14 protein-coding genes are annotated in these 12,503 nt (G+C 49.1%); 5 read left to right on the forward strand and 9 right to left on the reverse strand.

Features of this window, described 5'->3' with window-relative positions; genetic code table 11:
• Positions 1-29 precede the first annotated feature (29 nt).
• Positions 30-614: an ATP-dependent zinc protease family protein gene (locus tag EDC56_RS18955; protein ID WP_162844249.1), complete on the reverse strand. Its 585-nt coding sequence runs from the start codon at positions 612-614 to the stop codon at positions 30-32.
• Positions 615-750: 136 nt separating this feature from the next.
• The gene (gene fixJ / locus EDC56_RS18960; protein ID WP_123714167.1) at positions 751-1,365 is read right to left on the reverse strand and encodes a response regulator FixJ; all 615 of its coding nucleotides are present in this window, start codon (positions 1,363-1,365) and stop codon (positions 751-753) included.
• Between the two features lie 210 nt (positions 1,366-1,575).
• Here fixJ and EDC56_RS18965 point away from each other — a divergent pair, with 210 nt between their 5' ends.
• Complete coding sequence (locus tag EDC56_RS18965) at positions 1,576-4,281, forward strand: ATP-binding response regulator (RefSeq protein ID WP_123714168.1); 2,706 nt, start codon at positions 1,576-1,578, stop codon at positions 4,279-4,281.
• A complete protein-coding gene (locus tag EDC56_RS18970) occupies positions 4,278-5,816 on the forward strand; it encodes an ATP-binding response regulator (protein ID WP_123714169.1) in 1,539 nt (512 codons plus the stop codon). The genes EDC56_RS18965 and EDC56_RS18970 overlap by 4 nt, the downstream gene beginning before the upstream one ends.
• A gap of 21 nt (positions 5,817-5,837) precedes the next feature.
• Here EDC56_RS18970 and csrA read toward each other — a convergent pair whose 3' ends face one another.
• Positions 5,838-6,038 carry a carbon storage regulator CsrA gene (csrA, locus tag EDC56_RS18975; protein ID WP_123714170.1) on the reverse strand — a complete coding sequence of 67 codons (201 nt, stop codon included), beginning with the start codon at positions 6,036-6,038 and terminating at the stop codon, positions 5,838-5,840.
• 343 nt (positions 6,039-6,381) lie between these two features.
• Between csrA and EDC56_RS18985 the strand changes: the two genes are divergently transcribed.
• The gene (locus EDC56_RS18985; RefSeq protein ID WP_123714172.1) at positions 6,382-7,167 is read left to right on the forward strand and encodes a substrate-binding periplasmic protein; all 786 of its coding nucleotides are present in this window, start codon (positions 6,382-6,384) and stop codon (positions 7,165-7,167) included.
• Here EDC56_RS18985 and EDC56_RS18990 read toward each other — a convergent pair.
• The 3 genes from EDC56_RS18990 to EDC56_RS19000 form a co-directional block, all read right to left on the reverse strand.
• Positions 7,164-7,430 carry a hypothetical protein gene (locus EDC56_RS18990; protein ID WP_123714173.1) on the reverse strand — a complete coding sequence of 89 codons (267 nt, stop codon included), beginning with the start codon at positions 7,428-7,430 and terminating at the stop codon, positions 7,164-7,166. The two genes, EDC56_RS18985 and EDC56_RS18990, sit on opposite strands and share 4 nt — an antisense overlap.
• A gap of 293 nt (positions 7,431-7,723) precedes the next feature.
• Positions 7,724-8,773, reverse strand: coding sequence for an ABC transporter ATP-binding protein (locus EDC56_RS18995; RefSeq protein WP_123714174.1), 1,050 nt, complete (start codon positions 8,771-8,773; stop codon positions 7,724-7,726).
• A 58-nt stretch (positions 8,774-8,831) separates the two neighbouring features.
• Positions 8,832-10,007 (reverse strand): aspartate aminotransferase family protein, encoded by a 1,176-nt coding sequence (locus tag EDC56_RS19000; RefSeq protein WP_123714175.1) that lies wholly within the window; start codon positions 10,005-10,007, stop codon positions 8,832-8,834.
• Positions 10,008-10,232: 225 nt separating this feature from the next.
• Here EDC56_RS19000 and grxD point away from each other — a divergent pair, with 225 nt between their 5' ends.
• Complete coding sequence (gene grxD, locus EDC56_RS19005) at positions 10,233-10,556, forward strand: Grx4 family monothiol glutaredoxin (RefSeq protein WP_123714176.1); 324 nt, start codon at positions 10,233-10,235, stop codon at positions 10,554-10,556.
• Positions 10,557-10,601: 45 nt separating this feature from the next.
• Here grxD and bfr read toward each other — a convergent pair whose 3' ends face one another.
• Together bfr and EDC56_RS19015 are read right to left on the reverse strand one after the other, a co-directional pair.
• A complete protein-coding gene (gene bfr / locus EDC56_RS19010) occupies positions 10,602-11,075 on the reverse strand; it encodes a bacterioferritin (RefSeq protein WP_123714177.1) in 474 nt (157 codons plus the stop codon).
• Between the two features lie 104 nt (positions 11,076-11,179).
• Positions 11,180-11,377 carry a bacterioferritin-associated ferredoxin gene (locus EDC56_RS19015; protein ID WP_123714181.1) on the reverse strand — a complete coding sequence of 66 codons (198 nt, stop codon included), beginning with the start codon at positions 11,375-11,377 and terminating at the stop codon, positions 11,180-11,182.
• Positions 11,378-11,615: 238 nt separating this feature from the next.
• Between EDC56_RS19015 and EDC56_RS19020 the strand changes: the two genes are divergently transcribed.
• Positions 11,616-12,218, forward strand: coding sequence for a peroxiredoxin (locus EDC56_RS19020; RefSeq protein ID WP_123714178.1), 603 nt, complete (start codon positions 11,616-11,618; stop codon positions 12,216-12,218).
• Between the two features lie 85 nt (positions 12,219-12,303).
• On the opposite strand, the gene EDC56_RS19720 is transcribed toward EDC56_RS19020, so the two are convergent.
• Positions 12,304-12,503: hypothetical protein (locus EDC56_RS19720; protein ID WP_162844250.1), on the reverse strand; the 200-nt coding region annotated here is incomplete at its 5' end.

A 12,503-nucleotide genomic window follows, 5' to 3' on the forward strand; every position in this document is an offset into this window, starting at 1 on the left:
AAAAGCGCGAGCCTCGCCCTATGCTTGATTTACTTTGGCTTGCCTTGGCGATGTTTCTGGCTGACATCGACGACGGCGTAATCTTTGAGGAAGTTACGGCCTATTAGCGCAGGGTAGTCGTAGTTAACACGATCCGTTAGGTTAACTTCTATGCGCTGTTCGATTTTCCCGATGGTTAAACGCAGGCTGACTACGGGGCGGCGTAGGGATTCTTCCCCGTGGCGCTTGATAACAGTGTAGCGTATTAGCGGGCGCTTAAGCTCGACACTCTGGTCTTCGCCGGTGGGGATATTGAACTTGACCCACTTCTTTCCGTCGCGTTCGAACTCTTGGATGTTGACGGCGCTGATCGAGGTGCTCTTGGCACCGGTGTCTATACGGGCCTCTAAAACTAAGTCGCCTGGCGAGAGTTTGACGTACTCGAGTGCGCCGAACATGCTTAGCTTGGTGGCAGGTAAGATGCGCTCGGGTTTTTGAGTGGGGCGCGGCTGTTGGGGCTTATGTGTCGGCTTGGTAACGGGCTTCTCAGTGACACTGGGGGTCGGTACCTTCACCTCTACAGCAGGTGGGACGGGAGCGGGCTCTTGTACGGAGGGTGAGGTCCGGTCGAGCAAACTGCATCCCGATAAAACTGGAGCGAAGATTAAAGCGGTTAGAAAAAGCCGATAACTCATAGGAAGCCTTTGTAGGGTCGAAAAATCTGAGAGCGACGGCGAGCTCTAGGCGAAGCCTGCCGTCTAGTTAATGGTGTTAAGTCTCTTCGCGAGAGACCAGCACCATGCGTACGAGATGAGCGAGGGAGTGGGTACCCATTTTTTCCATGACGCGTGAGCGATGGATTTCTACCGTGCGCTGGCTAATGCCAAGCTCGGCGGCAATGACTTTGTTAGCCTTGCCTTCAACTAACTCTTCCATGACTTCACTTTCGCGTGCCGTTAAGGCTGAGAGTCGTTCTCTGATCGCTTGCTTTTCTAGCAGTGAAGCACGTTGCTTAGTGTCTAGCGCGAGAGCCTGGTTAATCTTGTCGAGCAGCTCCTGCTCACGGTAAGGCTTTTGCACAAAGTCGACGGCACCGTGTTGCATCGCCTCGACTGCCATAGGTACATCACCATGTCCTGTGACAAAGATAATAGGTAAGATAGAGCCAAGACGATTTAGTTCCTTCTGTAGCTCCATGCCGTTCATGCCAGGCATGCGGATATCGAGTACGATACAGCCGAGCATGTTATTGCTATACGAATCGAGAAATGACTGTGCTGAGTCATAGCTTTTTGTCTGCTGACCTACAGAATCTAGCAGTAACTCCAATGATTCACGAACGGCATCATCGTCGTCAATAACATATACAGCGGGTTTTAAATCCATTAAGTAAGCCTCGGTTCTATTTGATTATCTTGTGGTAGACAGTAATATAGATTTATATCAGTTGTTTATCTGCATATAGCGCAGATTTTTGATTTGCTCATCTACTACGAGCATAGCAAAACGGTGGGGCGACAAAAAGAGGCGTTTTTAGGTTGATCGAAACTTATTTGAGATAGATAGCTTTTTTAACGAGGTCAGCTATGTACTGTTATGCAGCAAGATAAAGGGGCGACGACAGGCCCCAAGCAAATACGCTTTCGCCATCAAATAATGGCGCTGATGTTATCGATCATTTTAATAATGACCGCCTCGGTGATATTGGTGGCTGTGCCGGCGTCGCTTTACTCAGAGCGCGTGGTGACTTTTGACCGTTTAAAGTCAGCTAACCGGCTGAAAGAATATTGGATCACCCGTGAGTTGAAAGAGATCACCAGCAACCTGAGGGTGCTTAGTGAGAACGAGAGCCTCGTTGAGGAGGTGCGCTTCCTCACTAAGCTGCTGCCCGCTGACGGAGATAAGAAAGTGTTAGCCAAGCTGGCGAAGTCTAATAGCCGACAATGGCAGTTTGGCGATATAGGCAGTTTGTATTGGCAGAGTTATCGGCGTCTACATGCCTACTTTCGCTTTACCGATAGCACCTACCCAAATAGCGATGTTTTACTAATCCGGCCTGATGATGGTTTGATCATGTACCGTTTTAATCGTAATGACGGGCTATTTAACTATGTCGGTAAGCAAACAACGGCACTGGCGCAGTGTGTTTATAAGGCGGCAAATAACCCGCACGAGCTGATTTATAATGATTTGCAACGCCTATCTGATGACCGTGTGAAAGGTTGCACGGCGAAGGCAATTGTTGTCGATGATGTTGTCATCGCCGTTTTAGTATTGAGGTACTCCCCCGACCTTATCAACTTCATCATGACTAAGCGTCCAGGTCTCGGTGAAACGGGGGAGACTTATATTGTCGGTAAGGATCGTTACTTGCGGACGGACTCGAGATTTTATCAAGAATCGACCCTGATGAATATGAAGGTGGAGACGGAGGCGATAGATCGCGCCTATATAGAGGGGGCCGGTCAGGGGATTATTAAAAACTATCGAGGTGATGATGTCTTCTCGGTGTGGACACCTATTCATATTGATGGGCTTGACTGGGTGATGGTCGCCGAAATCGGTAAAGATGAGGCCTACGGCAGTGTTCGTGATAGCTTTTTACAGCTGGCGTTGTTCAGTGTGGTGGCCTTTATTGTTCTAGTTGCACTGGCCTATGGTTTTGCTAAGCGGACTGAAAAACCGCTATTGGCGTTGCTTGAAGGAGCCCGAAGCTTTGCTCGTGGTGGCTATGATGAGCGTTTATCGGCGGACGTGACGAGCAAGGAGGTTGGTGACTTAATCGATACCTTTAACGACATGGCTAGTCAGATCAAGGAGCGCTCTGAAGCACTTGAAGCAGCACGCCTGGCTGCAGAGCTAGCAACGCGTGATGCTGAAAAGGCAAACCTTGCCAAGAGTGAGTTCCTGTCAAGAATGAGCCATGAGTTGCGCACGCCGTTAAACGGTGTGCTCGGTTATGCTCAGTTGCTGAAGGGTGACGTGCGGCTTGATGCGACTCAACACGAGACGCTGGTCTCGATAGAGAGCTGTGGTCAGCACCTGCTGGAGTTAATTAACGATGTACTTGATATTGCTAAGATAGAAAGCGGTGAGCTGCAGGTCGACTTTCAGCGCTGCCGGTTGTCCGATATTGTTGATAACGTGGCGAACGTTGTGCGACCAAGGGCTATGCAAAAAGGCATCGAGTTTGAGATCGAGTTATTAGATATTCCCGAAGAGATTGTTATAGACTCGATGAAGTTGCGACAGATCCTTATTAACCTGCTCGGTAATGCGATCAAGTTTACGCATCGTGGGAGCGTGGTGCTGAGGCTGTCGACACTAGCGTCTACCCATGAATTATTATTACAGGTGATAGATACAGGGATCGGTATCCCAGCGGAGAAATTGCGAGAGATCTTTAGTCCTTTTAAGCAGACGGCCGAAGGCAGAAAAGAGGGCGGCTCTGGTTTGGGGTTGGCGATATCGCAGCAGCTTTGTATTGCTCTAGGTGGTACTTTTGAGGTTGATAGCGAACTGGGTGTTGGTTCTTGCTTTAGTTTTACTCTGCCGCTGACGCAGAGGGACGAAGGGGTGCAGAATCAGTTGCTGCCTGTTACCCAAGTGGTAGTGGACAATATTCCGGTGATTGTTGTTTATGAACATGACTCGGAGTGTTCAACATCTTTGACGCTATTGTTAAACGATGGCGATTTCCAGTGTATCAGCGTAGATGAAGCTGGCTCGGTCGTCGATATTTTGGAGAGTGGTTGTGTTGATGTGATCTTGATCGATGCCGACACTGTCGATAGCGCGACGGCCTTGGAGGCCATTGATGAGTCGGTGCGTGATGAACATAGCTTTGCTGTGGCTACGCCTGCAATTGTCGTTGCTAACGAAGAGGTGACATTGGATGGCTTGTTGAATGTTGATCGTTTCCTGCGTCGCCCAGTTGATGCGGATCAGTTAGTGGCGGTGGTGACGGAGTTCGTCTCGAAGGATTATGAGCTTAATGAGCAGGGAGGGGGGGCGGTGAAGGAAGAGAAAGGTCAGCCTGCGATAGCGCGACTGGCTCTGCCACAGCTGTCGCCTGAAGACTGTACCCTGCTGCTAGCCCTACTGAGGGCAGTCAAGGAGGCGGCAGAGGTAGGAGATTTGGCGATCGTCTTGCAGAGCCTACCTGATCTGATGGCGGTATTGGGTGATGACCACAGTATTTATCTCGAAATGAAGCGTAATAGCGATATGTTAGAGTTACCGAAGATTGCCCTGTTGGCGAGACAGGCGTTGGAGCAGATGATGGGAGAAAAGGAAGCATGAACGTTAGCACCGCGAGGTCTGTTCTATTAGTGGATGATAATCCTACGAACCTGCAAGTATTGTATAAGACACTCAGTGACCAGGGTTACCATCTACTGATCGCACGGGACGGAAAAGTCGCCTTGCAGATCGCCAAATCAGCTCGGCCGGTGCTGGTCTTGTTGGATATTATGATGCCTGAAATGGATGGTTTTGAGGTGTGTCGTCGACTCAAGGCCGACCCCGAGACAGCCTCAAGTGCGATCATATTTCTCTCGGCGTTGGGCGATGTGAATACCAAGGTGCAAGGCTTTGAGTTGGGAGCGGTTGACTATATATCAAAGCCCTTTCAAGCAGAGGAAATTGTGGCCCGGGTGGCGACGCATGTGCGGTTGCGGGAGTTAGAGGAGCAATTAGCGGCCAAGAATAAGGAGTTGTCGTCGGAGAATGCACGCATATTATCGACCATGGCAGATGGCGTCTGTGGTTTGGATGCAGAGGGGCGCATTACCTATGTTAACAATGCGGCACAGTATCTCAGCGGTTATACCGAGGCCGAACTGCTTAATCGCTCTTGTTATCAGTTGCTCTTTGAGCGAGAGGAGCAGCTTGCAGATATCAATATGGCGACGGTGATACACTCCCTAAGTCATGGTAAAAAACTGAGCAATTTAGAGTTTATTCTGTTTGCTAAAGATGGCTCTAAGCGCTTGGTGATGGCGAGCTGTACTCCGGCAACGAATGGGCAAGAGGTGATTGGCTTTGTCATGGTGTTCCGTGATATTACTGACTTCAGGGAGAGTCAGCGCCAGTTAGAGCGAGCCCGGGAAGAGCTGCAGTCGCAGCAGCAGCACCTTGCGCATATTGAGCGGTTAAGCACGATGGGGGAGATGGCGGCAGGCTTTGCCCATGAGGTGAATCAGCCACTCACCGCTATTTCGAATTATGCCAGTGTTGCCGTTCGTTTTGCCGATAAAGAGCCTATTGATAAGGAGAAGCTGAAAGACATCTTGGTGAAGATGGCTGCGCAGGCAGTGCGTGCTAGCGAGGTGATCAAGCGGTTGCGGAACTTTGTTAAAAAGCCCGTCTCCGGTATCGCGATGCAGGACCCCAACGATCTTATTCAGGATGTGGTGACGTTAGCGGAGGTTGATGGTAGAAACAATAATGTCCCTGTTTTCTTTACGCCATTGGCAGATGCGCCGGTGATTGCTATGGATAGCATCCAGATTCAGCAAGTGGCACTGAACTTAGTGCGCAATGCTATGGAAGCCATGGCGGCAAGCGAGCACAGAGAGCTGGGGGTGGTAATCCAGTTGGAGATAGATCGTCCCGGCTATATTACAGTGGCGGTGAAAGATAGGGGGCATGGCTTAGCCGATGATGCGGAAGAGAGGTTGTTCCATCCCTTCTATACGACGAAAGAGGAAGGGATGGGCATAGGTCTGTCGGTCTGCCATAGCATCATACAGAGCCATCAAGGTGAGATTGGCTTTCTAAGAAACCCTGAAGGTGGTACCACCTTCTACTTTACATTGCCGTTACAGGTGCAGTGATCACTGTCGGCGAGGAAGTTGTTACTCTGTCTCGGCGAGGGCTTGTTCGCCGGCCTCTTTCTCGTTGACAATACGTTGGTAAACTTCTTCACGGTGAATCGGTATACATTTGGGGGCAGTGATACCTACCCGTACCTGATTACCGTTAATGCCCAGAATGGTCAGAGTAACATCATCCCCTATCATTAATGTTTCGCCTAATCTTCTCGATAGTACTAGCATGGAAACCTCCTTTAAATATATCGCGCTAGTGTAATGTTCGGCCCGATAAGAGGGTAGTCGCAGTATTACGTACGTTTAAGCGTTGTTATTAGCCTTTGTAAACCGACGGAGAGTAGGTAAAAGTCGAAGCCTTCGGCTTTCATAATAAGGCGAGCTTTTTTGTGGCAGCGTTACCGGTAAGTGTAATTACCTATATAATCCTGCTGTTGCAGAAGGGCACTATGTTCCAATGGATGGCTAGAGTTTGCTTTGTAGGGCAAAATATTAGTGATAATAGAATTAAAGGAAGTGGGTGGTTGATGATTGAGTACGTGATGCTTCATTTCGGCTTTGAAGTGAGTCAATGACTATTAAGCTGGTCATGTCGACATTGATATTGTGGTTGTCACTTTGGTATCCACTCACTTCTCTCGCTGCCTGTGAAAAGCCAATCAGGGTCGGGATGGCGGCCAATTTTCCGCCGCTGGTGTTTAAGCGGGGAGAGGCCTTGTACGGTATAGAAGTGGATCTTTCTCGTGAGTTGAAGAAGTACTTGGGGTGCTCTATTCAACGAGTAGAGATGCCCTGGTTAGAGCTGTTTCCCGCACTAGAGTCCGGAGAAGTTGATCTAGTGATGTCGGGGGTCAGCATCACCTCGGATAGGCGTGAACGATTAGCATTTACCGAGCCCTATATGAGCCTGGGGCAGATGGCGATTATTCGCCGGGAAAATATCGCAGTGAAGCCTCGCTCGCTCGATGAGTTATTGCGTGATGTGGACACTGTCGGCTACGAAACAGGGACAACGGGTGAGAGTTATGCTCTGCGTTATCGCGATGTGGTTAGTTTGAAGGGTTATGATGGTCCGAAAGAGGGGCTGATGGCCTTGCAGCGCAAAGAAATCAGCCTATTTATTCACGATGCGCCCACTAGTTGGTTGTTGGCGAGCGAGGCTGAGTATCAAGACTTGGTGAGTATGTATCGAATGCTCACCAACGAGGATATAGCCTGGGTGGTTAGTAAAGACAGGCCGCTGTTATTAAAAAAGCTAAACAGCGCCCTGCTAGACCTGCGCGAAAGAGGTAGGTTAAACGATATTATTAATCGATGGATTCCTATCACTGTGCAGGCCGATGCGCGGGAGTATTAGTGAATAACCGACTCGTTTTTTGTTATCCGCTTTGCCCCTAGTAGGGGAGGTTCTGGCAGCAAGTTTTGTCTCTGTTCGATGGGGCCGAGGAACTCTAACTCGAGTTGCAGGCAGCTTGCAGTAGGGGGCGTCTCTGTAGAGGGGGTTAGGTAATTGCGTAATTTGTCGACCACGTTGGACATTACCTGGATGGTTTGATGAACTTGGTCGAGGGTGAGTAGTAGCGTGTTAGTGTCGATCTCGTCGTGGTGCTCTGGCAGCATATTCTCGTCCTTGTTGGGGGCGTAGCCGGATCGGTTGCGCCGATATCAAGCTTAACGATGGTATTAGGTTCATATCGTTTTTTGGGGGAGGAACGATAAAGTATGCCTCCCTATATTGACGTGCAAGGAGTAAGCCTGGGGATAGTCTGTGGATAACCCTGAAGCTTTTATAGGCTTAAAATATTTTAACTTAGGCTTATGAAATAGCAGGCTTTTATAAATGTTTTCTGTCATCTATAACGAGTGGATTAATTAGTTATAAAGCTATATTTTATTATCGCTTTATCGTGCGTTTATTTTTCAAAGGCAACTAAGTGGTCAACGTGCAGTTTGGCGCAGACACGCTGGCCAATGCTGTAGTCGTGGTGGCTGGGGGAGAGTACCTCTAGTGTGGTGTCGTCTGCTAGCTTAATGGTGTAAAGCGTGCTGCTGCCGTTGAATACTTTGTGGCTGATTGTTGCCTGATGGCCGCCTGTGTCGGTGTCGTAAATTTCGATGTCGTCAGGGCGTAACAACACTTCTACATGACAATCTTGCGGCCACTTGTAAGCGCGATTACCGGAGATCGTGCCGAGTTGTGTTGTGACTTTGTCAGGAGAAACGAGCTGACCAGGGATAAAGCTACCGCGGCCGATGAAGTTGGCGACAAAACGGTTGGCGGGCTCGTGGTAGAGGTTAAAAGCGGTATCCCATTGACTGATTCCGCCGTTATTGATGAGGCCAATATGATCGGCAAAGGCGAAGGCTTCCTCTTGGTCATGAGTAACGAGAATGGCGCTGATGTTTAAGCTCTTTAGGATTTGGCGGACTTCGATATTAAGTTTTTTACGTAGCTCGGCATCGAGATTAGAGAATGGTTCATCCATTAATAGTAGCTTAGGCTTCGGGGCTAGCGCCCGAGCAAGCGCGACACGCTGTTGCTGGCCACCAGAGAGCTCATGGGGGTATCGGTGTTCAAAACCTTCAAGGTGGGTCAAGGCGAGTAGTTCGTCGAGCACCGCCTGTTGTTCTTTTTGCTTTTTCTTGTGGATGCCGAAGCAAATATTTTCCTTAACGCTGAGGTGAGGGAAGAGCGCGTAATCCTGGAAGACCATACCGAGTGGCCTTTGTTCTGGTGGAATGGTGTGATCGGCGCTGGATAGTTCGATGCCGGCGAGCTCGATATGCCCTTTATCGATATCAGTAAAGCCTGCGATGGCACGCAGCACGGTTGTCTTGCCACAGCCACTTGCACCCAGTAGACAGCAAATTTCACCGGCCTTGATGTGAAAGCTGAAGTCAGTGACCACCGCTTGTTGTTGGTGGCTACATTGAATGTTTTTGACTGTGAGTAATACGGACATACTTTAATCGACACGTGCTGCGTAGAGGGAGGCGAGGGCAGATCCCCTCATGAGGGGGTTAGCGGTTCAGATGCTTCTGAATCAGCGGCACTAGAATATCGATCATGTTCTGGGCCATTTCTTTATCAATGATGATCGGAGGTAGTAGTCGAATCACGTTGCCGGCGGTGACGTTGATAAGTAGCTTTTGCTCGAGAGCCTGTGCCATCAGCTCAGCACAGTCGCTGCTAAGTTCAATGCCGATCATGAGGCCTTGACCGCGTATCTCAACAACGCCTTGGGTATCCTGCAGGGCGAGGGCGAGCTGTTGGCGAATATATTCCCCCATAGACAGGCTGTTATCGAGTAGCTCATTCTCTTGAATGGTATCTATGACTGCGTTTGCCGCTGCGCATGCAAGTGGGTTGCCGCCAAAGGTTGAGCCATGATTACCTGGTTGAAAAATGCCGCTAGCGCGACGCCCGGCGATGCAGGCACCGATAGGGACGCCGTTACCGAGCCCCTTGGCTGTGGTGACTACGTCGGGCTCAAGCTTCTCATGCTGGAAGGCAAAGTAATGGCCGGTGCGGCCGTTGCCGGTCTGTATCTCGTCGAGCATCAATAGTAGCTCGCTATCATTACAGAGTTGCTGCAAGTTTTTCAGGTAGTTGCGTGGAGAGACATTGACGCCGCCCTCACCTTGGATGGGTTCAACTAAAATAGCGACGATATCACTATGCTGATTGACGAGCTGGCGAACATGTTCGATGTCGCCAAAGGGGGCGCGAATAAATCCCTCAACAAGAGGGCCAAAGCCCGCTTGAATTTTACTGTTACCTGTCGCGCTGAGTGTTGCCAACGTTCGCCCGTGGAAGCTATTTTCCATGACGATGATTTTGGGGGTCTCTATTCCCTTGTTGTGGCCATAGAGGCGAGCAATCTTGATAGCGGCTTCGTTACTCTCAGCGCCTGAGTTGGCAAAGAAGACATTGTCCATGCCTGTGATCGCGATAAGTTTCTCAGCTAACGTTGACTGGCTGCCAACGTGATAGAGGTTGGAGGTGTGCACCAGTGTGGCGGCCTGATTAGTTAGTGCCTCGGTAACCGCCGGATGGCAGTGACCAAGGTTGCAGGTGCCGATACCGCTCAGTGCATCGAGGTAGCGATTGCCATCGATATCGAAGAGGTAGCAGCCTTCGCCACGCTCGAATTGTACCGGCAGGCGTCCGTAGGTGTTCATTATTGTATTTGTCATCGGTGTTATCATCTCTTCAAGCACATCTGGGCAGCACATAGCTGTCTAAGTATGGCTATATTAACAGTGTCGGCAGTATTGGCAATCGTGCGCTGATCGCTAAGTAAAGCTGTGTGGTGAAAATAATTGCGATAGGGAGGAAATGTTGTATGAAAGTGGATACAATCCTCTGCTGAATTGGTAAGGCGGCTACTGGATCGCCGTTGACAGACATAGAGAACAAGTATGAATACTATCGATACCATTAAAGAGCAAATCTCCAATAATGACATCCTGATCTACATGAAGGGCTCACCAAACGCCCCGCAGTGTGGCTTTTCAGCACGCTCAGTAGAGTGTTTGATGAAGTGTGGTCAACGCTTTGCCTATGTCGACATTCTCGCTAACCCAGAAATTCGTGCAGAGCTGCCTAAGTATGCTAACTGGCCAACCTTCCCACAGCTGTGGGTAAAGGGAGAGTTGGTCGGTGGTTGCGATATCATTACCGAGATGTTTGAATCGGGCGAGTTAGAGACGCTGATTAAAGACGCGGCGCCATCGGCGGAGTAGTGTGTGTGCCAGCTCATCCCTAGGTTGAGCTGGCGAGCGTTTTGCTCAATGTGGCATCATACTTTGTTGGTAGTTTTCGAGGCCCACTTTGTCGATTAGACCGAGCTGAGTCTCGATCCAATCAATATGTCCCTCCTCCGACTCTAGAATACTCTCCAGTAGATCACGGCTGCCATAATCTTGTGTTGACTCGCAATACTCAATGGCCTCCTTGAGTAGTGGAACGGCATGTTTAGCCTCAATGTTGAGGTCGCATAGCAGCATTTCTTTTGTGTTTTCACCAATGTGCAGTTTACCTAGGCTCTGTAGGTTGGGCAGCCCCTCTAAGAATAGAATTCTTTCTGTCAGCTGATCGGCATGCTTCATCTCGTCAATGGACTCGTGGTATTCATGCTCAGCAAGTCCATCGAGTCCCCAGTCTTTATACATCTTAGCGTGGAGAAAATATTGATTGATGGCGATGAGCTCGTTCGCTAAGGCTTTGTTTAGATACCCAACGACTTTCGAATCTCCTTTCATAGTGCTGCTCCGAATTTAGCGAGAGAGCATAAAATATGGTGCCGAGTTGGGGATCTGTCAAAGCGTGGTGTAGATAAACTGAAACAAGAAGCAGTGAGGGAGGCTTAAGCAGGATAAAATGCAGTATTACTTCGCGCACAGTGTAGTGACTCGTTGATAACGCGTTTGGCTTCTTTGCCACACTTGCCGCACTGGCTGGCGATGCCGAGCAAGTCGCGCAGCTCTCGTACGTTATTAACACCGTCTTCGACTGCGTCGCGTATTTGGTTATCGGTGATGCCTTTGCAGAGACAGATATACATGGCTCGTGTGCCCATACTACAAATGAGATTATGATTCTCCTGCGAATGAGAATCATTGTCAATAGGTTTTTTATCAAGGTAGCCTGTTTGGCTTGGAGAAAGTTGCCAATTTTGAAACTTTTCAAACTATTTACTTGAAAAATTAGGTGTTGCCTCCATGATAACGGCAGTCGTTCATTCGTGAGAGTGACTATAGCAATGTGGTCAAATTAATTAATTACTTAAAGGGGATCTCTCAATGGCAGTTTTAGTAGGTAAGTCAGCACCAGATTTTACATGTGCAGCGGTTTTGGCAGATGGTGAAATTGTAGATAGCTACACGCGCTCAGAGGCGATGAAAGGTAAGTACGGTCTTGTTTTCTTCTACCCACTTGATTTTACTTTTGTGTGCCCTTCGGAGTTGATAGCACTGAGCCACCGCATGGATCAGTTCAAAGAGCTAGGTGTTGAGGTTGTGGGTGTCTCTATTGATTCGCACTTTACCCATAACGCTTGGCGTAACACCGCTATCAATGATGGCGGCATTGGTGCGGTAGACTACACTTTGGCTGCAGACCTCAACCACGATATTTGCCGTGCATATGATGTTGAGTCTGATGGCGGTGTTGCTTTCCGTGGTGCGTTTATTATCGATAAGGAAGGCCTTGTTCGTTCGCAGCTCGTTAATGATCTGCCGCTTGGTCGTAATATCGATGAGCTAATTCGCACCGTTGAAGCTTTGCAATTCCATGAGGAGCACGGCGAAGTCTGTCCTGCTGGCTGGAATAAGGGTGATAAAGGTATGACAGCGTCACCTGCCGGTGTCGCAGACTATCTTGCTGCAGAGTCAGATAAGTTATAATTAATAGCTTATCGTTAGTTTCTAGAGAGCCGGCGTGAGCCGGCTTTTTTGTGTCATTGTTTATTAGTTTTTGCGCCAGCATGGTTTATTTTGCTATTTTTGTAAAAAGGGCTTGCACCATCGCCACTACCTCCGTATATTTCGCCTCCGTCGTCACCGAGACAGCTTCTAAAGCCCACTCAAAACGACACGGTGAAAACGCTGAAATAACCGTTGACACCAGGTTGCGATTCAGTAGAATACGCAGCCCGACATTGAGCGGCTTCGCAAGAAGATATGCTCTGT

The organism is Sinobacterium caligoides (assembly GCF_003752585.1).
GTDB classification, from domain to species: domain Bacteria; phylum Pseudomonadota; class Gammaproteobacteria; order Pseudomonadales; family Sinobacteriaceae; genus Sinobacterium; species Sinobacterium caligoides.

What these genes read in the sequence shown, in the direction of transcription:
- EDC56_RS18985 (WP_123714172.1), top strand. Translation starts at nt 6,382, where the DNA reads ATGACTATTAAGCTGGTCATGTCGACATTGATATTGTGGTTGTCACTT.
- bfr (WP_123714177.1), bottom strand. Translation starts at nt 11,075, where the DNA reads ATGAAAGGAGATTCGAAAGTCGTTGGGTATCTAAACAAAGCCTTAGCG.
- fixJ (WP_123714167.1), bottom strand. Translation starts at nt 1,365, where the DNA reads ATGGATTTAAAACCCGCTGTATATGTTATTGACGACGATGATGCCGTT.
- EDC56_RS19020 (WP_123714178.1), top strand. Translation starts at nt 11,616, where the DNA reads ATGGCAGTTTTAGTAGGTAAGTCAGCACCAGATTTTACATGTGCAGCG.
- EDC56_RS19015 (WP_123714181.1), bottom strand. Translation starts at nt 11,377, where the DNA reads ATGTATATCTGTCTCTGCAAAGGCATCACCGATAACCAAATACGCGAC.
- csrA (WP_123714170.1), bottom strand. Translation starts at nt 6,038, where the DNA reads ATGCTAGTACTATCGAGAAGATTAGGCGAAACATTAATGATAGGGGAT.
- EDC56_RS18995 (WP_123714174.1), bottom strand. Translation starts at nt 8,773, where the DNA reads ATGTCCGTATTACTCACAGTCAAAAACATTCAATGTAGCCACCAACAA.
- grxD (WP_123714176.1), top strand. Translation starts at nt 10,233, where the DNA reads ATGAATACTATCGATACCATTAAAGAGCAAATCTCCAATAATGACATC.
- EDC56_RS18970 (WP_123714169.1), top strand. Translation starts at nt 4,278, where the DNA reads ATGAACGTTAGCACCGCGAGGTCTGTTCTATTAGTGGATGATAATCCT.
- EDC56_RS18965 (WP_123714168.1), top strand. Translation starts at nt 1,576, where the DNA reads ATGCAGCAAGATAAAGGGGCGACGACAGGCCCCAAGCAAATACGCTTT.
- EDC56_RS18990 (WP_123714173.1), bottom strand. Translation starts at nt 7,430, where the DNA reads ATGCTGCCAGAGCACCACGACGAGATCGACACTAACACGCTACTACTC.
- EDC56_RS19000 (WP_123714175.1), bottom strand. Translation starts at nt 10,007, where the DNA reads ATGACAAATACAATAATGAACACCTACGGACGCCTGCCGGTACAATTC.